The sequence below is a fragment of the Pelomonas sp. Root1444 genome, assembly GCF_001426885.1.
Lineage (GTDB): Bacteria > Pseudomonadota > Gammaproteobacteria > Burkholderiales > Burkholderiaceae_C > Pelomonas.
The window spans coordinates 764,143-783,891 of the sequence record NZ_LMFP01000003.1 but is presented as its reverse complement, the minus strand read 5'-3'; the positions used below and the strand labels follow the sequence as shown (position 1 = coordinate 783,891).

The window sequence follows — 19,749 nt, the reverse complement described above, 5'->3', positions numbered from 1 at the left end:
ATGCGCCAGAATGGGCGCGTGACAGCTCCCACCCGTGACGACTACTGGCGCCGCACGCGCCGCCTGACCGCCTGGCTGCTGCTGGCCTGGGCGGTGGTGGCTTTCGTGCCGGTGCTGTTCGCGAGCGAGCTCAGCCTGGAGGTCTCCGGTTGGCCGCTGGCCTTCTGGCTGGCCTCGCAGGGCGCGCTGCTGGGCTTTTGCGCCATCGTCATCGTCTACGCGCGCGCGATGGCCCGTCTGGACGCCGAAGCCGGTGCCCCGCGCGGCTGATCAGGCCAGGAACGGCTCCAGCACGGCGGCCAGCGCCTCGGGCTGGTCGTGGTGCAGCATGTGGCCCGCGTCCTGCAGCACGGTGCGCGCAAGACCCGGCACCAGCGCGAGCCGGGCTTCGAAGTCCTCGCGCGGGTAGCGGCTGCCCCAGAAGCGCGTCAGCTGGTCGTCGCTGCCCTCGACCCACAGCGTGGGCGCCGTGATGCGCTGCCAGCAAGCCAGCACCTCGGCCTTGCGGTAGAGCATGGGGTTGGCCAGCTTGTGGGCCGGGTCGGCATTGAGCTGGAAGCCCTCCGGCGTCTCTCGCGCCCAGTGGCCGGCCAGCCAGGCGGCCTTGGCGGCGGTCAGGCGCGGGTTGTTCTTGCGCAGCCGTTCGGCCACGTCGGCCAGCGTGGCGTAGGGGCGCAGCGTGGGCGGGTCCTTCAGTTCGTCCAGCCATTTGGCAAGGCGCTCGGGCGCGGCGGCGGGCGACACGTCGGGCATGCCGAAGCCTTCGAGGTTGACGAGGCGGCGCACGCGCTGCGGGCGCACGCCGGCATAGCTCATCGCGACGTTGCCGCCCATGCTGTGGCCGAGCAGGTCCACCGGCGCGGCGGGGCTGACGGCGTCGAGCAGCGCGTCGAGGTCGCCGAGGTAGTCGGGGAACCAGTAGCAGTCGGCGCCGGTCGTGTCGCTGAGGCCGAACCCGCGCCAGTCCAGCGCGATGATTTCGCGCTCGGCCCGCAAGGCGTCGACGACGAACTGGAAGGAGGCGCCCACGTCCATCCAGCCATGCACCATGACCAGTGGCGGCTGGCCGGCCCGGGGTTCGCCCCAGCGCAGGATGTGGTGGCGCAAGCCGCGCAGGCTCAGGAATTCGTCGCGGTGCAGGCGGCGCGGGGTGTAGACATCGGGCATGTCCCCACTGTAGGCGACGGCAGTGCGTCGACAATGCGGCCCACCATGCCCGCACCTCAACACGACATCCGCGCCGCCGAGCCGCGCGACCTTGACGCCATCGTTCTACTAATCGGCGAACTCGCCGAGTTCGAGAACCTCAGCCATCTGCTCGAGGTGACGCCCCAGAAGCTCGAGCCCCACCTGTTCGGCGACCGGCCGGCGGTGGAGTGCATGGTGGGGGAGATCGACGGCGAGGTGGTGGCCTTCGCGCTGTACTTCACCAACTTTTCGACCTTCCTGGCCAAGCCTGGCCTCTATCTGGAAGATCTCTATGTGCGCCCGGCCCACCGCCGCAGCGGCCTGGGCCGCGCGCTGATCATCCAGCTGGCTCAGCTGGCCTGCGAGCGCGGCTATGGCCGCTTCGACTGGACGGTGCTGGACTGGAACGAAGACGCCATCCGCTTCTACGAGAAGCTGGGCGCCGAGGTGCTGGCCGACTGGCGCATCTGCCGCCTCAGCGGCGAGGCGTTGGAGCGTTACGCCGATGGCGACCGCCCCAGCATGTGGTCGACCCTGCTGGGTTGACCCGGCCGCCCGGTCTCCGGGCAATCCATGAGCCCCGGGCAGGCGCTGCTGGCTAGCATTCGCCCCCTTGTCCCAACCGGGGTACTCCCATGGCGGAAGACCGTTACGCGCAGCTGCATGCCGCCTTCCGCTGGCAGGTGCCCGACGACTTCAACATCGCCGAGGCCTGCTGCGGCCGCTGGGCGCGGGAGACGCCCAAGGCCACCGCCATCCATTTCGACAGCGAGAGCGGCTGCCGCGCGCAGTACAGCTATGCGCAGCTGCAGCGCGCCGCCAACCGCCTGTCCAATGCGCTGCTGAACCAGGGCGTGCGCCGCGGCCACCGCGTGGCCATCGTGCTGCCGCAGCGCTTCGAGACCGCCGTCGCCCACATCGCCATCCAGCAGATCGGCGCGGTGGCGATGCCGCTGTCCATGCTGTTCGGTGCCGAGGCGCTGGCCTACCGGCTGCAGGACAGCGGCGCCGTGCTCGCCATCGCCGCCTGCGACGTGCTGCCCGCGCTGCGCGAGGCCAAGGCCGACTGCCCGTCGCTGCGCCGCACGCTGGTCGTCGGCGACTGCGACGTGGCGGGCGATGAACTGCCGTGGATGGCGGCGCTGCAGGCCGAGGAGGCGCGCTTCAAGCCGGTGGCCACCCGCGCAGGCGACCCGGCCATCCTGATCTACACCAGCGGCACCACCGGCAACCCCAAGGGCGCGCTGATCCCGCAGCGGGCGCTGGTCGGCAACCTGACCGGCTTCGTTGCGAGCCAGAACTGGTTCGGCTTCGATCCTTTCAATCCGGCGCAGCCCAGCGACGCCGTCTTCTGGAGCCCTGCCGACTGGGCGTGGACCGGCGGGCTGATGGACGCCTTGCTGCCGACGCTCTACTTTGGCCGCCCCATCGTGGCGTGGCAGGGCCGCTTCTCCGCGGCCAAGGCGTTCGAGCTGATGGCCGTGCATGGGGTCACGCACGCCTTCCTCTTCCCCACGGCGCTCAAGGCCATGATGAAGGCCGAGCCCCGCCCGCAGCGCCACGGTCTCAAGCTGCGCGCGCTGATGAGCGCCGGCGAGGCCGTGGGCGACGCCGTGTTCAGCTGGTGCCGCGACGCTTTGGGCGTGCCCGTTAACGAGATGTTCGGCCAGACCGAGATGAACTACGTCGTCGGCAACTGCCAGCGGCTATGGCCGGCCAAGCCGGGCAGCATGGGCCGCGCCTACCCGGGACACCGCGTGGCCGTCATCGACGACGAAGGCCGCGAATGCGCGCCTGGAGAAACCGGCGAAGTCGCCGTGCATGCACGCGACCGCCACGGCGTGCCGGACCCGGTGTTCTTCCTCGGCTACTGGAACAACGAAGCCGCGACGAAGGCGAAGTTCACCGGCGACCCCGGCGACAGCTGGTGCCGCACCGGCGACCTCGCCCGCAGCGACAGCGACGGCACGCTCTGGTACGAAGGCCGCGCCGACGACGTGTTCAAGAGCGCCGGCTACCGCATCGGGCCCGGCGAGATCGAGAACTGCCTGCTCAAGCACCCCGCCGTCGCCAACGCGGCCGTCGTGCCCAAGCCCGACGCCGAGCGCGGTGCACTGGTGAAGGCGTATGTCGTGCTGGCGCCGGGGCATGCGGGCGACGCGGCGCTCGTCGACGCGCTGCAGGCCCACGTCAAGGCGCGGCTGGCGCCCTACGAATACCCCAAGGAAATCGAATTCATCGACGCGCTGCCGATGACGACCACCGGCAAGGTGCAGCGCCGGGTGCTGCGGCTGCGCGAGCAGGCGCGCGCGTCAGGCGGCGCGGTTGCGTAGCCTCAGCAGGCTCAAGCCCAGCAGCACGAAGAGGCCGCCCGAGACGCGGTTGAAGAGCCGCATGTGCCGCGCCTCGGTCAGGAACCGCCGCAGGCTGCGGAACAGGCCGACGTAGAACGCATGCGAGATGAGAGCCAGCGCGGTGAAGGTGGCCGTCAGCAGCAAGGTCTGCGGCAGCAGCGGCGCGCCGGGCGTCAGGAACTGTGGGAACAGTGCTGTGAAGAACAGGATGGCCTTCGGATTGGTGACCGCGACACCCAGGCCTTGCAGGAACAGCCGGCCGGCCGTGTGCGGCTGCGCCGCTGACGTGGATGCGGCCGCCAGCGGCTGCGGCGCGCTGCGCCACTGTCTGATGCCCAGGTAGACGAGATAGGCGGCGCCCACCGCCTTCACGATCAGGAAGCCGGAGGCCGACACGGCCAGCAGCGCGCCCATGCCCGCGGTCGCCGCGCCCGAGACGATGAACAGGCCCGCCGCGTTGCCCAGCGAGCTGAACGCCGTCTGCCGCGGGCCGACGGCCACCGAGTTGGAGATGGCCAGCAGCACGCCCGGGCCGGGCGCGAAGGTGGCGAGCAGGGCGACGCTGCAGAAGAGCAGCCAGGTGGAAAAGGGCATGGTGGTGAGCGGTCAGGCCGGAACTCGCGCAGTCTAGGAAACAAGCCAAGGCCTCGCGCGTTGCGGGCCTTCGCCGAGCGGGGCCGGGGCCGAGCCCGGCGCTCACCTGCACTTGTACGGCTTGCCCATCATCTTGCCGGCGCGCGGTGCGACGTTGCCGTTGAACGGGTCGGTGTCGGAGATGCGCGAGCGGAAGATCTCGACGCAGGTATTGCCGCGGCGCATGACGGTGCGGTACTCGCCGAGCGCACCGACGGCCTGGGAGCGGTTGTCGCTGGTCTGCTCCTCCACCCACGCCCCGGCGCCGCCGGTGGCGTCGGCGATGCGGTCTTCCAGCGTGAGGCGCGGCGTGTTGCTGCGCGGGTCGCTGAGCGCGGGGTTGCGCGCGGCGGCAGACGAGGCGGCGTAGCCCGGCGGCAGCGTCAGCCGCAGCGTGGTGCGCGGCGGCTCGGCGGGCGGGGTGAGGGGCACGGGGGGCACGGCGACCGTGGGCGCCGGCGCGGCGGCGGTGGCCTCCGGCTCGGTGCTGAAGGCGGGCGGCGCGATGGCCGGCAGGTCCGGCAAGGCGGTGCGCGGCGCGGCGCGTGGCGGAAGAGGTGGCGCCGGTCGCGGCGCAGGGTCGGGCCGCGGTGGCACGAGGCGGATGGCGGTCAGCCGCCGGTCGCGGCCGTCGTCCAGGCGCGCCGGCTTGTGCAGCCACAGCGCCGCCAGCAGCGCCGCATGCAGCGCCACGACGAGGATGCGGGCCAGCCAGCGGTGGTTCATTTGCTCCGCAGCTTCACGCTCAGGCGGGTGCCGGCCGGTGCCAACAGCCGGGCGCTGCCAGGCCAGTTCTCCTGGCCGGTCAGCAGCGTGCACAGCCGGGCCGGGTCATCCTTCTTGGCCTCGGGATCGCGCTCGTTGGCGGCCTGGGGCAGTGGCAGCCCCAGCAACTGCCCGTCCTCGCGCCATTCCAGCTCCCAGGTCGGCGTCGGGCTGCAGATGCGCACCGCGTCGATGCGCGGGAACAGCCAGCGCAGGTACCAGGGCAGCAGCTCCTCGCGCAGCGTGCGGGCCACGCGCATGATCTGGCGCACCTTGGCCATGTCCAGCGCCTCGGGCGCCAGGGTCAGCTCTATCGTGCCGCGCACGGCCATCTGCCCCTTCGCCACGTTGGTCGCGAGGTCGGCGCTCTTGGCTTCGGCCTCGGGCAGCAGCGGTAGCTCGAAGCGGCCGTTGGCGTCGAGCTTGATGGGGTGGTCGGCGTCGTCGCTGCGCACCGCCATGCGGATTTCTGAAAGTGGCCGCTTGGTCTTCTCGGTGTCGACCTTGAAGTCCATGCGGAACAGGCCCTCGCCGTGCTGGCGCAGCTTGGTCAGCAGGCTGTTGATCTGCGCGTAGGGCAAGGCGTTGCCGTCGCGCTTGAGTTCCGTCACCACCGGAGGCAGGACTTCGTTGGCAGTTTGGGCATGGGTGGCTGTGGCGGCGGCCAGCAGGCAGGCGAGAAGGATTCGCATGGATCAGTCGGAGTCGTCGGGAGGTTCGGGGCCGGGTTCCCAGGCGAGCAGGTCGCCGGGCTGGCATTGCAGGACGTCGCAGATGCGGGCCAGGGTGTCGAAGCGCACGCCGCGCACCTTGCCGCTCTTGAGCAGGGACAGGTTCGCTTCAGTGATGCCGACGCGCTCGGCCAGCTCGCGCGAGCGCATCTTGCGCCGCGCGAGCATGACGTCGAGGGTGACGACGATAGGCATGTCAGCGAATCACTTTCTTGCGCCGATGGCCGCTTGGCGGGCCGAGGGGCTCATACGAACTCCGCGTTTTCATCGGCGACACGGGCCGCCTCGTGCAGCACCTGGGCCAGCGCCAGCAGCAGCAGGCCGAACAGCAGCGCGAGGTAATGGTCGGACGACAGCCCCAGCCACAGCTGGCGTTCGCCCTTGGGGTTGCCCCAGGTCACCGCCAGGATGGCCAGTGTTTGGCCCAGCGGCTGGGCGGCGGCCAGCGCGCACAGGCCGAGGCCGAGGCGGCGCAGGTGCTGGGCCGGGCGCTGCGCGAGCAGCTCGCCCTGAGCGAAGCAGCCGAACAGCGACCACATCTGCCACAGCGCGAACAGGCTGACCGACGTGGGGAGCATGGACGCCGCCAGGCCCCACAGCCGCGAACCCAGGTCGAGCTGCAGCTTGCTGAGGTGCCAGGTGCGGGCCGCGATTTCAGCCACCCACTCCGGCTCGGCCCAGAAGATGAACGGCAGGGTGCCGATGACGACCACCCCGAGCAGGCACAGCAACCGCACGATCCAGGCCAGGCGGCGGATGCGGGCCAGGCCGGCAGCGGAGAAGGACTCGGACATGGCGTCTTCGTAAAACGAGAAAAACTTACTGTAAAACAATAATTGCTTGCTGTGTAAAGGCAACAAGAGCTTCCCCGAGAATGAGGGGCATGAGCAAAAAGAGCAGCCACGTCAGTGAGACCCCCGCAACCCAGGCGCTGAAGCGCGCCGGTGTCGAGTTCACCGAGCATGTCTACGACTACGTCGAGCACGGCGGCACGGCCGAGTCGGCCAGGCAACTGGGCGTCGAGGAGCATGCCGTCGTCAAGACGCTGGTGATGCAGGACGAAAAAGCCGAGCCGCTGATCGTGCTGATGCACGGCGACCGCACGGTGAGCCTGAAGGAGCTGGCGCGGCAGATCCCGTGCAAGAAGGTCGAACCCTGCAAGCCCGAGGTGGCGCGGCGCCACAGCGGCTACCAGGTGGGCGGCACCTCGCCCTTCGGCGTGCGCAAGGCCATGCCGGTGTTCGTCGAGGAAAGCATCCTGGCGTTGGACAAGATCTGCATCAACGGCGGCCGGCGCGGCTATCTCGTCGGCATCGCGCCGCGCGTGCTGACCGAGTTGCTGGGCGCGCGGCCCGTGACCTGCGCGAACTGATCCTGTCGCGACGGGCGCGCCGTTTGCCGTGCGGCCGTCCATGTGGACCACCATCCTCGAAACCCTGCGCTCGGAGTTCTCCGACGCGCCCGACGCCGAGCAGGTCACACGCATCATGACGCGGCTGCTGCTGGCGGCCCTACTCGGCGGCATGCTGGGCTATGAACGCGAGAGCCACGGCAAGGCAGCGGGCATCCGCACCCACATGCTGGTGGCCATGGGCGCGGCGCTCTTCGTGCTGGTGCCTGAACTGGGCGGCATGGCGGTGGCCGACATGAGCCGCGTCATCCAGGGCATCGTCACCGGCGTCGGTTTCCTCGGCGCGGGCGCCATCATCAAGCGCCACAACGAGGAAGACACGCAGGGCCTGACGACGGCGGCCGGCATCTGGATGACCGCGGCCATCGGCGTGGCCTGTGGGCTGGGCCGCGAGACGACGGCGGTGCTGAGCGCGCTGCTGTCGCTGGCGGTGCTGGCGCTGCTGCCGCGCTTGGCGGGCCGGGACAAGCATTGAGCACGGCGAGGACCGGCGCGCGGCGCCGTCCTACGGGGCCGGCCGACGGCGCCTGATGCGCGCCGGTACGGGCGGTGGCCACACTGCAGCGATGTCGACGCAGACCCAGGCCCTGAACGGCCGGCAGACGCTGGACCGGGCCTATGCCGGCCTGGAGCAGGTGCTGCCGGCGCGTGTGGCGCGCTGGCTGCGGTGGTTGCGCAGCCCGGGGGGCATCTGGCTGCGCATACCGGCTGGGCTGCTGTGCATCTTGGCCGCCGTGTTCTGGTTCATGCCCGTCATCGGCATCGAGTGGCTGCCCGTCGGCCTGTTGCTGTTGGCCGAGGACGTGCCGCCGCTGCGCAAGCCGGTGGGCAGGTTCATCCTCTTGCTGCTCGCCCAGGCGCGACGGCTGCAGTCGTGGTGGCAAGCCCGCCGGCGTTGACGCCCGGCCCGTCGGCTGAATGACAATGCCGCCCCATGCAAACCGCTCTTCCCCTGCTTGCGGCCGTCGTTGGCTACCTGATCGGCTCGCTGTCCTTCGCCGTCATCATCAGCCGCGTGATGGGCCTGTCGGACCCGCGCTCCTACGGCTCGGGCAACCCCGGCGCCACCAACGTGCTGCGCTCTGGCAACAAGGCCGCAGCCATCCTGACGCTGGTGTTCGACGCGCTCAAGGGCTATCTGCCCGTGCTGGCCGTGCTGATCTGGGGGCCGCGCTTCGGCCTCGGCGAGGGCACGGCGGCGCTGGTCGGGCTGGCTGCCTTCCTGGGCCACCTGTGGCCGGTGTTCTTCCGCTTCCAGGGTGGCAAGGGCGTGGCCACGGCGGCCGGCGTCATCTTCGCGCTCAACCCGCTGCTGGGCGTGGCGACGCTGGCGACCTGGCTCATCATTGCCTGGTTCAGCCGCTACTCGTCGCTGGCCGCCATCGTGTCGGCCGCCTTCGCGCCGATGTATCAGTTGCTGATTTGGGAAGCCGGCCCGACCGCGCTCGCCCTGATCATCATGGGCCTGCTGCTGGTCTGGCGGCACCAGGGCAACATCAAGAAGCTGCTGGCCGGCACCGAGAGCAAGCTCGGGGCCAAGGCCGCGGCCGCATCGCATCCCGTCAAACCCACCAAGACCCGCAAGAAACCATGAGCAAGCAAGAAATCGAACGCTTCGACGTTGGCGCCCGCATGTCGGAGATGGCCGTGCACAACGGCGTGGCCTACCTGGCCGGCCAGGTGCCTGAAGACACCAGCGTCGGCATCGAGGGCCAGACCGCCCAGGTGCTCGCCGCCATCGACAAGCTGCTGGAGCGCGCCGGCACCAGCAAGGCCCGCATCCTGCGCGCCCAGATCTTCCTCGCCGACCGCGCCGACTTCGCCGGCATGAACACCGCATGGGAAGCCTGGGTCTCGCCCGGCCACACGCCGCCGCGCGCCACCGTCATCGCCGGCCTGGCCCGGCCGGAGTGGAAGGTCGAGATCCTCGTCACCGCGGCCGTCTGAGGCGGGTACTCAACCGGCGTGGCCCTGGGCGCGCTGGCGCCAGAACGCCACGTCGATCAGCTGCTCCGCGCCGGTGCGCGCATTGACCAGCCAGAACTGACGCCCGTCGGCGCTGATGCGCGCCACCTCGCCCTCGTGCCGGCCGGCGCTGACGCGCCGCCCCAGCGCATTGGCCGGAAAGCCCGCTTCACGCGCCAGGTCCAGCAGCGGCGTCACGGGCCGCGTGTCCCCCGCCAGTCGCAGCCGCTGCACCAGCGGCGCCAGCAGCGGGCTGGCCGCATCGGCCGGCGACACGAACACCACCAGCTTGGCCTGCGCCCGGCTCAACGCCACGTTGAGCAGGCGCTGCGCGGCCTCGCCGTGCAGGAAGGGCTGGGCGCCGTCCGCCGGGTCGAACAGCACCACCGGGGCCTCGCTGCCCTGCGCGCGGTGCACGGTGCTGACGCGCAGCTGCTCCGGCAACCCGCGCGCACGCAGCCGCTCGCGGATCAGCGCGCGCTGGGCGCGGAAGGGCGTCAGCACGATCAGCTCGTCAGAGCGCCACTGGCCGCTGGCCAGCGCCTCGTCCAGCAGCGCGGCGATCGCCTCGGCGGACTCGCGCCGCACCGGCCCGCGCTCGGCGGCCACCCAGCCGCCGTCGGCCTTCACGCGGTGCACGTGCACATGCACGTCGGCGGGCATGTCGCCCAGCGTGCGCTGCCGGGCTGCCTGCCACTCGGGCGAGGCTGATGCATCCGCCGCCACGCGCAACGCGCCGTCGTAGAACAGCTGGCTGACCAGCTCGCCGATGGGCGGCGCCATGCGCGACTGCTCGTCCAGCAGCGCCACCGCAGGCCCGCCGCGCGGCATCTCGGCAAAGGCCGAGCGGCCCAGCCAGCGCCGCGCCGTGCGGTCGTCGCTGCGCAGCACCGGCGACAGCTGCTGCGGGTCGCCCGCGAACAGCCGCGCGCGGCCCAGCGGCATCAGCACCAGCGCGTGCGCGAGGCTCACCTGGCTGGCCTCGTCGAAGACCAGCAGGTCGAAGGGCGGCGCGCCGTCAGGGGCCAGCTCGCGCAGCGTCTTCAGCGTGAAGGCGGCGCGCGTGGTGGTCATGCTGGCCAGGCGGCAGCGTTGCAGCACCTTCTGCGACGCGCTGCGCAGCTCGTCGCGCAGAGCGGCCACGCGGTCGGCCCAGGCCTTCAGCGCGGGAGCGTCGCGCGCCGACGGCCGGGCGGCCTCGGCGCGGGCCAGGCGGGCGATGGGGTCGCGGTCCTGCGTCGGGATCAGGTGCTCGCGGCCGTCGTAGGCCGCCGCGTCGAAGCGCGTGCCCAGGCGCTGCACGTCGGCGCGCAGCCGCTCGCGGCGACCCTTGTGCAAGGCCTTGTCGACCGCCAGCGTGGCCTGGTCCACCGCCTGGTTGGTGGTGGACAGCAGCAGCACGCGGGCTTGGCGGTGGCGGTCCAGGTACTCGGCCAGCAGCACGCCCAGCGTCGTCGTCTTGCCCGTGCCCGGCGGTCCCCACAGGAAGCCGCTGCTGTGGCCGGTGAGCGCCAGCGCCGCGCGCTGCGCCGGGCGCAGCCAGCGGAAGGGCTCGCCGGTCAACGCCGCGCCACCGGCCAGCGCCTGCGGGTTCGACAGGTCGGGCAGGCAGCCCAGCGCAGCTTCAGCCCACGGCGTGTCCCACCAGGCGTCGGCCACGGCGTTCAGGAAGCGCGTCGGGTACAGGCGGATCAGGTGGCCGGCCGACGGCGGCGGGCTGCTGGCGTTCTGCAGCACGAGCTGGTCGTCCTCGGCCAGCACGGCCAGCACGCTGGCGCCGCCCTTGGCCGGTGCGCCCCACCAGACGCTCGCGCCGTCCAGGCTGTCGTCCAGCAGCGCCTGGGCCGAGGCGTTGCCGGGCCGCTGGCCTTCGGCGAACACATAGCCCGGCTCCAGCGTCACCCGCCACAGCGCGCCGTCGCGCTCGGTGTGCAACACCTTGAAGTCGTAGTACTCGGGCGTGGCCGACAGCTCGGCGTTCAGGGCCGCGCGCACGTCGGCAAGGCTCATCGCAGGGGAGGGGGCGGGTTCGGGAGGCGCGACTGTAGCGGCGCGTGAAAAGCGCCCGAGCTTGACGCCGAACAAGGCCGGCCGCGCGCCGCCCGCTTAGCCTGCGCGTCCCGCCACACCGAGGTCGCCGCCGCCATGTCCATCGAGTTGTTCCGCCAGGAGCGGCATGTCTGCGTCATGTTCTCGCGCCTGGGCGACGAAGGCGGCGACGCGGTCCAGTCCAACCAGTTCCTGCTCGTCAATGGCGGCACCGGCGCCATCCTCGACCCCGGCGGCAACATCGCCTATCACGAGCTCTACCTTGGCATGTCGGCGTTCTTTCCGCCGCACAAGCTGGCCGCCGTGCTGGCCTCGCATGCCGACCCGGACATCATTGCGTCGCTGGACCGCTGGATGACGGCCACCGAGGCGCCGGTCTACATCTCGCGCCTGTGGGAGCGCTTCGCCCCGCATTTCTGCAAGCCGGGCAAGACGCTGGGCCGCGTCGTCGGCCTGCCCGACGCCGGCGAGCGCCTGCGGCTGGGCAGCGGCCAGGACCTTTTCGAGCTGTGGGCGCTGCCGGCGCACTTCCTGCACGCCGAGGGCAACTTCCAGTTCTACGACCCGGTCAGCCGCATCCTGTTCTCGGGCGACCTCGGTGCCTCGCTGGGCGCGAACCTCGACCCCGAGAAGCCCGTCACCGCGCTGGCCGGGCACATCCCGCGCATGGAGGGCTTCCACCGCCGCTACATGGTCAGCAACAAGGTGCTGCGGCTGTGGGCGTCGATGGTGCGCGGGCTGGACATCCAGATGATCGCGCCGCAGCACGGCGCGCCCATGGTGGGCGCCGCGGTGGGGGAGTTCATCGACTGGGTCGAGCAGCTGGAATGCGGCATCGACCTGTTCGGGGCAGCGAACTACCGCGTGCCGGGCTGAGCGCGGCGGCCGCTGCCCGGCCGGGGATGGTGGCGTCAGAACGTGTTCTTCGGCGGCTGGAAATCAGGCGGCAGCGCCGTGGGCGCGAGCTCCAGCGCGAACTTCTCGTCCGAACCGGCGCGGGTGAGCTCGATGCGGGCCTTTTGGCCCCAGGCCGTCATCACGCTGGGGCGGCCCAGTTCCACGCCCGGCTCGCCGCGGCTGATCTGCGTCTTGATCAGCGCCGAGTCGCCAGCTTTGTTCGGCCAAAGCGTGATCGACAGCGGCTCCGTCACCCAACCGGGCCCGTCGCCAGAGATGGCATTGAGCCGCATCATCATGCGCTCGCCATCGCGGCCGATCACGCGGGTCTCGATGGTCGACTTGTCGCCACCCTGACTGCGCTCCACCTTCAATTGCAGCTCGATGAAACCGGCACCCGCTTTCGGCTGCGGACCCTCCGCTGCATAGGCCAGCGTGGAGACGGTGGCCACCGTGGCGGCCAGCAGCATTGCGCGGCGGCGGTTCAGGGGCATGGGGCGATTCAGCATTGCAATCCTTTCGACAAGCGGGTGGGAGCTGCCCCAGCGGCTGGCCAGCGGCGCGCCGAGATGGTGGAGGTCGTGGGCAGCGAGCAGCGCCCGGGTGTAGTCGACGAGCGCGCCGGGCCGCGCGGCGAGCACGGCCGCGTCGCAGGCCAGTTCCTGGTCGGCCTGCATGCGCCGCGCGGCCCACCAGGCCAGCGGGTTCCACCAGTGCAGGCCGGCCATGGCGCAGGCCAGCAGGTTCCACAGGTTGTCCAGCCGCGCGCGGTGCACCTGCTCGTGGGCCAGGATCAGCTCGCGCTCGGCGGCTGAGAAGCGCTGGTCGAAGTCGACCGGCAGCGCCACTCGGGGCTTGAGCAGGCCGACGAGTGCAGGGCTGCTGCCGGCGGGCAAACGCTCGCTCAGGCGCGCCAGCCGCCACTGCCGGCGCGCCTGCTCCAGCAGCACCAGCGCTGCGCCACCCAGCCACAGCCCCAGCCAGACCGCCGCGTGATCGGGCGGCGGCGCCGGCAGCGCAGGCGCGGCCAGCGTCTGGGCATTGCCCGTGGCCTGCAGAACCACCCGCAGCGGCTCCTGCGCCGGCCGCGGCAGCAGCGGCGTCAACAGCAGCGCCGGCACCAGCAACCAGGCGGCATACGCGCTGCCAGCGCCCAGGCGCTTCAACAGCAGAGGCCGCAACGCCGCCATCGACACGACGGCCGCGCTCAGCAGCAAGCCCTGCTGCAACAACACCGCCAGCAGCCGCTCACTCATGGCCCTGCTCCTTCAGCAGCGCCTTCAGCGCCTCGACGTCCTCGGGCTTCAACTTGCGCTCCGACGCGAACTGCGCCACCAGCGGCGCCAGCCGCCCGCCGAACAGCCGGTCGATCAGCGACAGGCCGGTGTCGGCCACCCAGGCGTCCTGCGGCACGGCGGGCGCGTAGAGGAAGCGCCGGCCGTCGCGTTCGGCGGTCACCGCGCCCTTCTTCAGCAGCCGGTTCAGCAGCGTCTTCACGGTGGCGAGCTGCCAGCCCTGGCGCGAGCCCACTGTCGTGGCGATCTCGTCGGCGCCCTGCGGCGAGCGCGCCCACAGCTCCTGCATGACCAGCGCCTCGGCTTCACTGATGGGGGAAGTGGGTTTTTCCATGATTACATGCGTAAACGATGGCGAATGATTACGGTTGTAAACGACACTGTCAACCGGTGTTGTCACGACCCTGCCATGTCACCGGCGTACGCTGGCGGACAGAGCCGCCGTCGCGGCCGGGAGCCCTCGTGAGCCACATCGAAGACGAACTGGTGAAGCGCATTCACCGTGACCTGCAGGACGATTTCGACGAGGAGCTGGAACTCGAGCTGGAGGACCGCGACCACGGTGTCGCGCCCAGCGATGACGCTGCCGCTGAACGAAAGCGCTATTTCCGTGAGCTGTTCCGCCTGCAGAGCGAGCTGGTGAAGCTGCAGGACTGGGTGCAGCACACCGGCCACAAGGTGGTCATCCTGTTCGAGGGCCGCGACGCGGCGGGCAAGGGCGGCGTCATCAAGCGCATCACGCAGCGGCTGAACCCGCGCGTGTGCCGCGTGGCCGCGCTGCCGGCGCCCAACGACCGCGAGCGCACGCAGTGGTACTTCCAGCGCTATGTGTCGCACCTGCCGGCGGCGGGCGAGATCGTGTTGTTCGACCGCAGCTGGTACAACCGCGCCGGCGTCGAACGCGTGATGGGCTTCTGCACCGACGACCAGTACGAAGAGTTCTTCCGCTCGGCGCCCGAGTTCGAACGCATGCTGGTGCGCTCCGGTATCCAGCTGATCAAGTACTGGTTCTCCATCAGCGACGACGAGCAGCGCATCCGCTTCCTGAGCCGCATCCACGACCCGCTCAAGCAGTGGAAGCTCAGCCCCATGGACCTGGAGTCGCGCCGCCGCTGGGAGGCCTACACCTCGGCCAAGGAGGTGATGCTGGAGCGCACGCACATCCCTGAGTCGCCGTGGTGGGTGGTGCGGGCCGACGACAAGAAGCGCGCGCGGCTCAACTGCATCCAGCACCTGCTCACGCAGATGCCCTACCAGGAGGTGCCGCATGCCGACATCGAGCTGCCGGCCCGCGAACGCCGCGAGGACTACATCCGCAACCCGGTGCCCGAGAACATCATCGTGCCCGAGGTGTATTGAGGGTTGTCTAGGATGGCGGCATGACCCTGCCCCCACGCTCCCTGCTCGTCGTCATTGCCGTCACGGCACTGGCCTCCTGGGCCTGGCGCAGCCATGTCGCGGCGGAGGACGCCGGGCTGCTCGCCCAGCGCGCCAAGCCGGGGGACATCCGCATGATCTCGTCGGAGACCTGCGGCTGGTGCACGGCCGCGCGGCGCTGGATGCAGGGCGCGGGCGTGCCGTTCAACGAATGCTTCATCGAGCGTGATGCACAGTGCCTGGCGGACTACCAGGCGCTGGGCGGGATGGGTACGCCGACGCTGGTCGTGCGTGGCCAGACGGTGCTGGGCTTCGACCGCGCGCGCATGCTGGACATCCTGAAATAGCCGAGCCGAGTCGGCAACGCTGGCTCAGCAGCGCTGGCGACTCGGCTCGACGGCGTCGGGAATGAAGATCGACTGCATGTGATCGACGCGTCTTCAGATGCGCTTGGTCGCGGGCTTGGCGGCGGCCAGCGTGGTGTTGCGCAGCAGCGTGGCTTCGCTGTAGCCGGTGACGACGACACGCGGCAGCTGGGCGACTTCGCGTTGGGCATGGCCGGTCACGACGACGCGCGGCAGTTGCGCCACTTCGCGCACGGCCTTGCCGGTGACGACGACGCGTTCCAGCTTGACGATTTCCTGGGGCGCGGCTTGCACGGCGAAGGCAGAGAAGGCCAGGGCAGCGGCTGCGAAGAAGGTGGTTTGCTTGCTCATGATGGACTCCGTTCGGTGGGTTTCGAACCGCGTGATTGCTTGTTCGATGGAGTCAGTTTCGGCAATGGACCCGCGCCCTTCCAGGCGCCTGCGATCAAGCGCGGGCGGCGCTGGATGAACTGCAAAAACCCACGATGAGCTGCGCCGGATGCGCAGCGGCGGGCGTCAGTCGAGCTGCAGCCCCAGGCGGGCGAGCTCGCCCCGCCCCTGGCGCACCAGCACCGGCTCGTCGCCCTGGCTGAGGTCCAGCACGGTGGTCGGCTGGGCCGGGCAGGCGCCGGCGTCCAGCACGAACTGCAGATGGCGGTCGAGAAGCGCGCAGACGTCCGCCGCGTCGTTCATCGGCTCGCTGTCGCCGGGCGGGATCAGCGTCGTCGACAGCAGCGGTTCGCCGAACAGCGCCAGCAAGTCCTGCGTGACGCGGTGGTCGGGCACGCGCAGGCCGATGGTGCGGCGGCTGGGGTGGGACAGCCGCCGCGGCACTTCCTTGGTGGCCGGCAGGATGAAGGTGTAGGCCCCGGGCGTGGCCAGCTTCAGCAGCCGGTACTGGCGGTTGTCCACCATCGCGTAGGTGGCCAGCTCCGACAGGTCGCGGCACAGCAGCGTCAGGTGGTGCTTGTCGTCCACGCCGCGCACGCGGCGCAGCGCCTCCGCGGCCGTCTTGTCGTTCAGGTGGCAGACGAAGGCGTAGCTGGAGTCGGTCGGGATGGCCCCGATGCCGCCGGCCTGCAGCATCTGCGCCGCCTGCCGCAGGAAACGTGGCTGCGGGTTGTCGGGGTGGACTTCGAAGAGCTGGGCCATCAGTGGTGGATCCTTGCAGCCAGCGCGGCCCACACCGGGGTGAGCTTGTCCGCCAGCGGGGGCAGTGTGCCCAGGTCGGTGCGGCTCTCGGCGGGCGAGTGGAAATCCGAGCCGCGCGAGGCCAGCAGGCCGAACTCCAGTGCGGTGTCGGTGTACTTCACGAACTCCGCCGGTGTGTGGCTGCCGGTGACCACTTCGATGCCGCGCCCGCCGTGGGCCATGAATTCGGTGATGAGGGCGTACTCCTCGGTCGGCGTGAAGTCGTAGCGGCCCGGGTGGGCGATGACGGCGACACCGCCGGCGCGCGTGATCCAGCCCACCGCATCCTTCAACGCCGCCCACTTGTGCGGCACGAAACCCGGCTTGCCTTCGGTCAGGAAGCGGCGGAACACCTCGGGGATGTCGCTGCAATGGCCGGCGTCGACGAGGAAGCGGGCGAAATGCGTGCGCGAGATCAGGTCGGGATTGCTGACGTATTGCAGCGCGCCTTCGAAGGCGCCCGGGATGCCTGCCTCGGCCAGGCCGGCCGCCATGTCACGGGCGCGCGCCTCGCGGCCGCCGCGTGTCGCGCGCAGGCCCGCGACGATCTCCGGCGCCTCGTGGTCGAACCCCAGGCCGACGATGTGCACGACGCGGCCGGCGAAGCTGACGGAGATCTCGGTGCCGGTGAGGTAGGCCAGGCCCGCGGCGCGGGCCGCGGCGATGGCGCGCGGCTGGCCGCCGATCTCGTCATGGTCCGTCAGGGACCACAGCTGTACGCCGGCCGCCTTGGCCCGTGCGGCCAGCGCCTCGGGGCTCAGCGTGCCATCCGAGATGACGGAGTGGCAGTGCAGGTCGGCGTTGAGGGCGGCGTCGAGGTTCACGCCCCGATTCTGGCAGGCCCCTCGTCGCCGAGCGGTTACCAGTGGCTTGTGCGCCTCAGGGCTGCGCCGCCTCGATCACATATTGCACGCGCTGCTGGCCTTGCCATTCGTCCAGGCTGAGCCGGTAGGCCAGCATCGCGCGCTCGGGCAGCATCTCGACGCGGTTGAACCAGATCGCGTCGATGAGCTTGCCGCCCTGGCGCAGGCGCAGCTTCAGGTGTTTCTCGCCGACCAGCCGCTGTGAGATGACCTCGAAGCGGTCGCAGAACACGGGCGCCTCGAAACCCTGGCCCCAGACCTGGGCGTCCAGCAGCCGCGCGGTTTCGGGCGTGGCGAAGTCGGCCGGCAGCGCACCGTCGTGGCGCAGCGTGCGGGTCAGGTCCTGCTCGTTCAACCACTCCTCGGCCACGCGGGCCAGCGCCAGCGCGAAGCGGCCGATGTCGTCGACGGCCAGCGTCGCGCCGGCCGCCATCGCATGGCCGCCGAACTTGGCCAGCAGCCCGGGGTCGCGCTTGCTGACGAGGTCCAGCGCGTCGCGCAGGTGGAAGCCCGGGATGGACCTGCCCGAACCCTTGAGCTGGCCATCGGCACCGCGTGCGAACACGAAGCTGGGGCGGTGTACGCGGTCCTTGATGCGCGAGGCGACGATGCCGACGACGCCTTCATGGAAGTCCGCGTCGAACAGCGCCACCGCGGGTGGCAGTGCGCCGGATAGGGCCTCGACGAGGGCTTCCAGGCGCGCCTCGGCCATCTCGCGCATGCCGCTCTCGATCTCGCGGCGCTCCCGGTTGATCGCGTCGAGCCGCGTCGCCAGTTCCAGCGCGCGCTCGGGATCGTCGGTGGTCAGGCATTCGATGCCCAGCGTCATGTCGGCCAGCCGGCCGGCGGCGTTGATGCGCGGCCCGAGCGCGAAGCCGAGGTCGAAGCCCTGGGCCTTGGATGCGTCGCGCTTGGCGGCCGAGAACAACGACATGACGCCCGGCTGGGCCCGCCCGGCGCGCATGCGCTTGAGGCCTTGCGCGACGAGGCGGCGGTTGTTGGCGTCGAGCTTGACGACGTCGGCCACGGTGCCGAGGGCCACCAGGTCGAGCAGGCCGTCCAGGCGCGGCTCGGGCTGGGGCAGGGCGGCGCGCGCGCGCAGCTCGGCGCGCAGGCCCAGCAGCACGTAAAAGGCCACGCCCACGCCGGCCAGCGACTTGCTCGCGAACGTGCAGCCCGGCTGGTTGGGGTTGACGATGGCGTCCGCCTCGGGGACGACGAGCTGGTCGTCGACGAGCGCCGGCAGGTGATGGTCCGTCACCAGCACCTTCAGGCCGTGGGCGCGCGCATGCGCCACGCCGGCCAGGCTGGCGATGCCGTTGTCCACCGTGACGAGCAGGGCCGGTCGCTGCTGCAGCGCCAGGTCGACGATGGTGGGCGTGAGGCCATAGCCGTGCACCGCGCGGTCGGGCACGACGTAGCCGAGCTGCTCCGGCCGCGCGCCCAGCAGGCGCAGGCCGCGCAGCATGACGGCGCAGGCGGTGGCGCCATCGCAGTCGTAGTCGGCCACGATGACGAGGCGCTCGCCGTGCTGGATGGCGTCAGCCAGCAGGCACGCAGCCTCGGGCAGGCCCTTCAATCCGTTCGGGCCGCTGGGCGGCAGCAGCTGTTGCAGGCTTTCGTCGAGCTCGCTGGCCTCACGCACGCCGCGTGCGGCCAGCAGCCGCGCCAGCAGCGGCGCCACGCCCGCCTGCTCCAGCGCCCAGGCGGTGCGCGGCGGCACGTCGCGTTCGATCAGCTTCACAGCGCCTCCAGCACGGCGGCCACGTCGGGCGTCTGCCAGCGGCGCTTCAGCTTGTCGATCAGCGACAGCGGCTGTGGCGTGAAGTGGCGCGCGAATCGCTCGCCGCACAGGGTCAGCTGCGCGTCGGGCTGCTTCGCCAGCGCCGCCAGCGGGCCGGCGTCCAGGCGCTGCCAGGCCTCGGCCCAGGCGGCGAGGTCGCCGTTCATCAGCGGCTCGGTCAGGCGGGCGTCGATGGTCACGCTGGCGGCGCGGCCGTTGCTGCGGCCGATGTCGCCGATCCACACCGAGTTCACGGCATGCTCGCCGCGCGCCTCGCGGGCCTGGTTCAGCGCATGGTCGTGCAACAGCATCTGCGCCTCGTTCTGCCAACGGCGGAGCACGCGGCTGTCGGGCAGCCAGGGCTCGATGGGCCGGCCGGCGGCGCGCTCGATGCTGGCCGCCCCCAAACCGTCCAGCGCGCTGGCATGGCCGATGGCCCAGCGCGTCGCGTCCAGCAGCCGCCACTGCCAGCCCTCGGCCTCGGGCCACAGCTCGCGCAACACCGCGGCGAAGCGGGCCGCATCGGATTCGGACAGGTGCAGCGCCGACGGCGGCAACACGTCGACGCCGTCGCTGCCGACGGCCAGGTGCACGGGGGTCATGAGCGCCCAGCTCAGCTCGGGGCCGGCCTCGACCGCCCAGGCCGCGGCGCTCGGTTCGGCCTGGCCGCGCAGCGCGGCCAGCGCGAGATGGTGCGGCGGCTGGGGTGAGAACTCGTCGCTGCCCCAGGTGCCGGTGGGGCTCAGCCGGGCCAGCAGGGCGCCCAGGTGGGGCAGGGCTAGGCTGGCCAGCGCATGCCGCGCGGCATCGTCCAGCGCGCTGGCATGGGGAATCATCAGGTGCATGGCCCCGATTATCCGAGGGGGCTTCAAGGCGCTGTCA

Annotated in this window: 25 protein-coding genes; 11 read left to right on the top strand and 14 right to left on the bottom strand. The window is 71.1% G+C overall.

The features are described from left to right. Positions 1-18: 18 nt before the first annotated feature. Positions 19-270 carry a DUF4212 domain-containing protein gene (locus ASD35_RS06460; protein ID WP_235538253.1) on the top strand — a complete coding sequence of 84 codons (252 nt, stop codon included), beginning with the start codon at positions 19-21 and terminating at the stop codon, positions 268-270. Here ASD35_RS06460 and ASD35_RS06455 read toward each other — a convergent pair whose 3' ends face one another. Then, positions 271-1,167: an alpha/beta fold hydrolase gene (locus ASD35_RS06455; protein ID WP_056874051.1), complete on the bottom strand. Its 897-nt coding sequence runs from the start codon at positions 1,165-1,167 to the stop codon at positions 271-273. Between the two features lie 45 nt (positions 1,168-1,212). Here ASD35_RS06455 and ASD35_RS06450 point away from each other — a divergent pair, with 45 nt between their 5' ends. Beyond that, entirely contained in the window at positions 1,213-1,734 is a 522-nt protein-coding gene (locus ASD35_RS06450; protein ID WP_056874050.1) for a GNAT family N-acetyltransferase, read from the top strand. An 89-nt stretch (positions 1,735-1,823) separates the two neighbouring features. Continuing rightward, complete coding sequence (locus ASD35_RS06445) at positions 1,824-3,521, top strand: acyl-CoA synthetase (protein WP_056874049.1); 1,698 nt, start codon at positions 1,824-1,826, stop codon at positions 3,519-3,521. On the opposite strand, the gene ASD35_RS06440 is transcribed toward ASD35_RS06445, so the two are convergent. The 5 genes from ASD35_RS06440 to ASD35_RS06420 all read right to left on the bottom strand — a co-directional run bounded on the left by ASD35_RS06440 (position 3,501) and on the right by ASD35_RS06420 (position 6,465). After that, positions 3,501-4,136: a LysE family translocator gene (locus tag ASD35_RS06440; RefSeq protein ID WP_056874048.1), complete on the bottom strand. Its 636-nt coding sequence runs from the start codon at positions 4,134-4,136 to the stop codon at positions 3,501-3,503. The genes ASD35_RS06445 and ASD35_RS06440 overlap by 21 nt on opposite strands. 102 nt (positions 4,137-4,238) lie before the next feature. Continuing rightward, the gene (locus ASD35_RS27030; protein ID WP_056874047.1) at positions 4,239-4,901 is read right to left on the bottom strand and encodes a hypothetical protein; all 663 of its coding nucleotides are present in this window, start codon (positions 4,899-4,901) and stop codon (positions 4,239-4,241) included. After that, positions 4,898-5,632, bottom strand: a complete 735-nt coding sequence (locus ASD35_RS06430) for a hypothetical protein (RefSeq protein WP_056874046.1) — start codon at positions 5,630-5,632, stop codon at positions 4,898-4,900. Before ASD35_RS06430 ends, ASD35_RS27030 begins: the two co-directional genes overlap by 4 nt. 3 nt (positions 5,633-5,635) lie before the next feature. Beyond that, positions 5,636-5,866, bottom strand: coding sequence for a helix-turn-helix transcriptional regulator (locus ASD35_RS06425; RefSeq protein ID WP_056874045.1), 231 nt, complete (start codon positions 5,864-5,866; stop codon positions 5,636-5,638). Positions 5,867-5,916: 50 nt separating this feature from the next. After that, positions 5,917-6,465 (bottom strand): DUF2975 domain-containing protein, encoded by a 549-nt coding sequence (locus ASD35_RS06420; RefSeq protein ID WP_056874044.1) that lies wholly within the window; start codon positions 6,463-6,465, stop codon positions 5,917-5,919. Positions 6,466-6,554: 89 nt separating this feature from the next. On the opposite strand from ASD35_RS06420, the gene ybaK reads away from it, so the two are divergent. The 5 genes from ybaK to ASD35_RS06395 all read left to right on the top strand — a co-directional run bounded on the left by ybaK (position 6,555) and on the right by ASD35_RS06395 (position 9,029). Beyond that, complete coding sequence (gene ybaK, locus ASD35_RS06415; RefSeq protein ID WP_056874043.1) at positions 6,555-7,043, top strand: Cys-tRNA(Pro) deacylase; 489 nt, start codon at positions 6,555-6,557, stop codon at positions 7,041-7,043. Positions 7,044-7,083: 40 nt separating this feature from the next. Next, positions 7,084-7,557, top strand: coding sequence for an MgtC/SapB family protein (locus ASD35_RS06410; RefSeq protein ID WP_056874042.1), 474 nt, complete (start codon positions 7,084-7,086; stop codon positions 7,555-7,557). 91 nt (positions 7,558-7,648) lie between these two features. Beyond that, positions 7,649-7,981: a hypothetical protein gene (locus ASD35_RS06405; RefSeq protein ID WP_056874041.1), complete on the top strand. Its 333-nt coding sequence runs from the start codon at positions 7,649-7,651 to the stop codon at positions 7,979-7,981. Positions 7,982-8,016: 35 nt separating this feature from the next. Further along, the gene (plsY, locus tag ASD35_RS06400; RefSeq protein WP_056874040.1) at positions 8,017-8,676 is read left to right on the top strand and encodes a glycerol-3-phosphate 1-O-acyltransferase PlsY; all 660 of its coding nucleotides are present in this window, start codon (positions 8,017-8,019) and stop codon (positions 8,674-8,676) included. Next, positions 8,673-9,029 carry a RidA family protein gene (locus ASD35_RS06395; protein ID WP_056874039.1) on the top strand — a complete coding sequence of 119 codons (357 nt, stop codon included), beginning with the start codon at positions 8,673-8,675 and terminating at the stop codon, positions 9,027-9,029. Before plsY ends, ASD35_RS06395 begins: the two co-directional genes overlap by 4 nt. 9 nt (positions 9,030-9,038) lie before the next feature. Here the strand turns inward: ASD35_RS06395 and ASD35_RS06390 are convergent, their stop codons facing one another. Further along, positions 9,039-11,057, bottom strand: coding sequence for a DEAD/DEAH box helicase (locus ASD35_RS06390; protein ID WP_056874038.1), 2,019 nt, complete (start codon positions 11,055-11,057; stop codon positions 9,039-9,041). A gap of 135 nt (positions 11,058-11,192) precedes the next feature. On the opposite strand from ASD35_RS06390, the gene ASD35_RS06385 reads away from it, so the two are divergent. Continuing rightward, entirely contained in the window at positions 11,193-11,972 is a 780-nt protein-coding gene (locus tag ASD35_RS06385; protein ID WP_056874037.1) for an MBL fold metallo-hydrolase, read from the top strand. Between the two features lie 35 nt (positions 11,973-12,007). Here ASD35_RS06385 and ASD35_RS06380 read toward each other — a convergent pair whose 3' ends face one another. Further along, a complete protein-coding gene (locus ASD35_RS06380) occupies positions 12,008-13,249 on the bottom strand; it encodes a M56 family metallopeptidase (RefSeq protein ID WP_056874036.1) in 1,242 nt (413 codons plus the stop codon). After that, a complete protein-coding gene (locus tag ASD35_RS06375) occupies positions 13,242-13,622 on the bottom strand; it encodes a BlaI/MecI/CopY family transcriptional regulator (protein WP_056874035.1) in 381 nt (126 codons plus the stop codon). The genes ASD35_RS06380 and ASD35_RS06375 overlap by 8 nt, the downstream gene beginning before the upstream one ends. Before the next feature lie 128 nt (positions 13,623-13,750). Here ASD35_RS06375 and ppk2 point away from each other — a divergent pair, with 128 nt between their 5' ends. Both ppk2 and ASD35_RS06365 read left to right on the top strand, forming a co-directional pair. Next, complete coding sequence (gene ppk2, locus ASD35_RS06370) at positions 13,751-14,647, top strand: polyphosphate kinase 2 (RefSeq protein ID WP_056874034.1); 897 nt, start codon at positions 13,751-13,753, stop codon at positions 14,645-14,647. 20 nt (positions 14,648-14,667) lie between these two features. Continuing rightward, on the top strand, positions 14,668-15,012 hold the full coding sequence (locus ASD35_RS06365) for a glutaredoxin family protein (RefSeq protein WP_056874033.1): 345 nt from the start codon (positions 14,668-14,670) through the stop codon (positions 15,010-15,012). 93 nt (positions 15,013-15,105) lie between these two features. Here ASD35_RS06365 and ASD35_RS06360 read toward each other — a convergent pair whose 3' ends face one another. The 5 genes from ASD35_RS06360 to ASD35_RS06340 all read right to left on the bottom strand — a co-directional run bounded on the left by ASD35_RS06360 (position 15,106) and on the right by ASD35_RS06340 (position 19,712). Beyond that, positions 15,106-15,381 (bottom strand): hypothetical protein, encoded by a 276-nt coding sequence (locus tag ASD35_RS06360; RefSeq protein ID WP_056874032.1) that lies wholly within the window; start codon positions 15,379-15,381, stop codon positions 15,106-15,108. A 165-nt stretch (positions 15,382-15,546) separates the two neighbouring features. After that, positions 15,547-16,182, bottom strand: a complete 636-nt coding sequence (locus tag ASD35_RS06355; RefSeq protein ID WP_056874031.1) for an L-threonylcarbamoyladenylate synthase — start codon at positions 16,180-16,182, stop codon at positions 15,547-15,549. Continuing rightward, entirely contained in the window at positions 16,182-17,045 is an 864-nt protein-coding gene (locus tag ASD35_RS06350) for a 3',5'-nucleoside bisphosphate phosphatase (protein WP_056874030.1), read from the bottom strand. Before ASD35_RS06350 ends, ASD35_RS06355 begins: the two co-directional genes overlap by 1 nt. Positions 17,046-17,100: 55 nt before the next feature. After that, complete coding sequence (gene recJ, locus ASD35_RS06345) at positions 17,101-18,828, bottom strand: single-stranded-DNA-specific exonuclease RecJ (protein ID WP_056874029.1); 1,728 nt, start codon at positions 18,826-18,828, stop codon at positions 17,101-17,103. Continuing rightward, complete coding sequence (locus ASD35_RS06340; RefSeq protein ID WP_056874028.1) at positions 18,825-19,712, bottom strand: hypothetical protein; 888 nt, start codon at positions 19,710-19,712, stop codon at positions 18,825-18,827. Before ASD35_RS06340 ends, recJ begins: the two co-directional genes overlap by 4 nt. Positions 19,713-19,749: the final 37 nt, after the last annotated feature.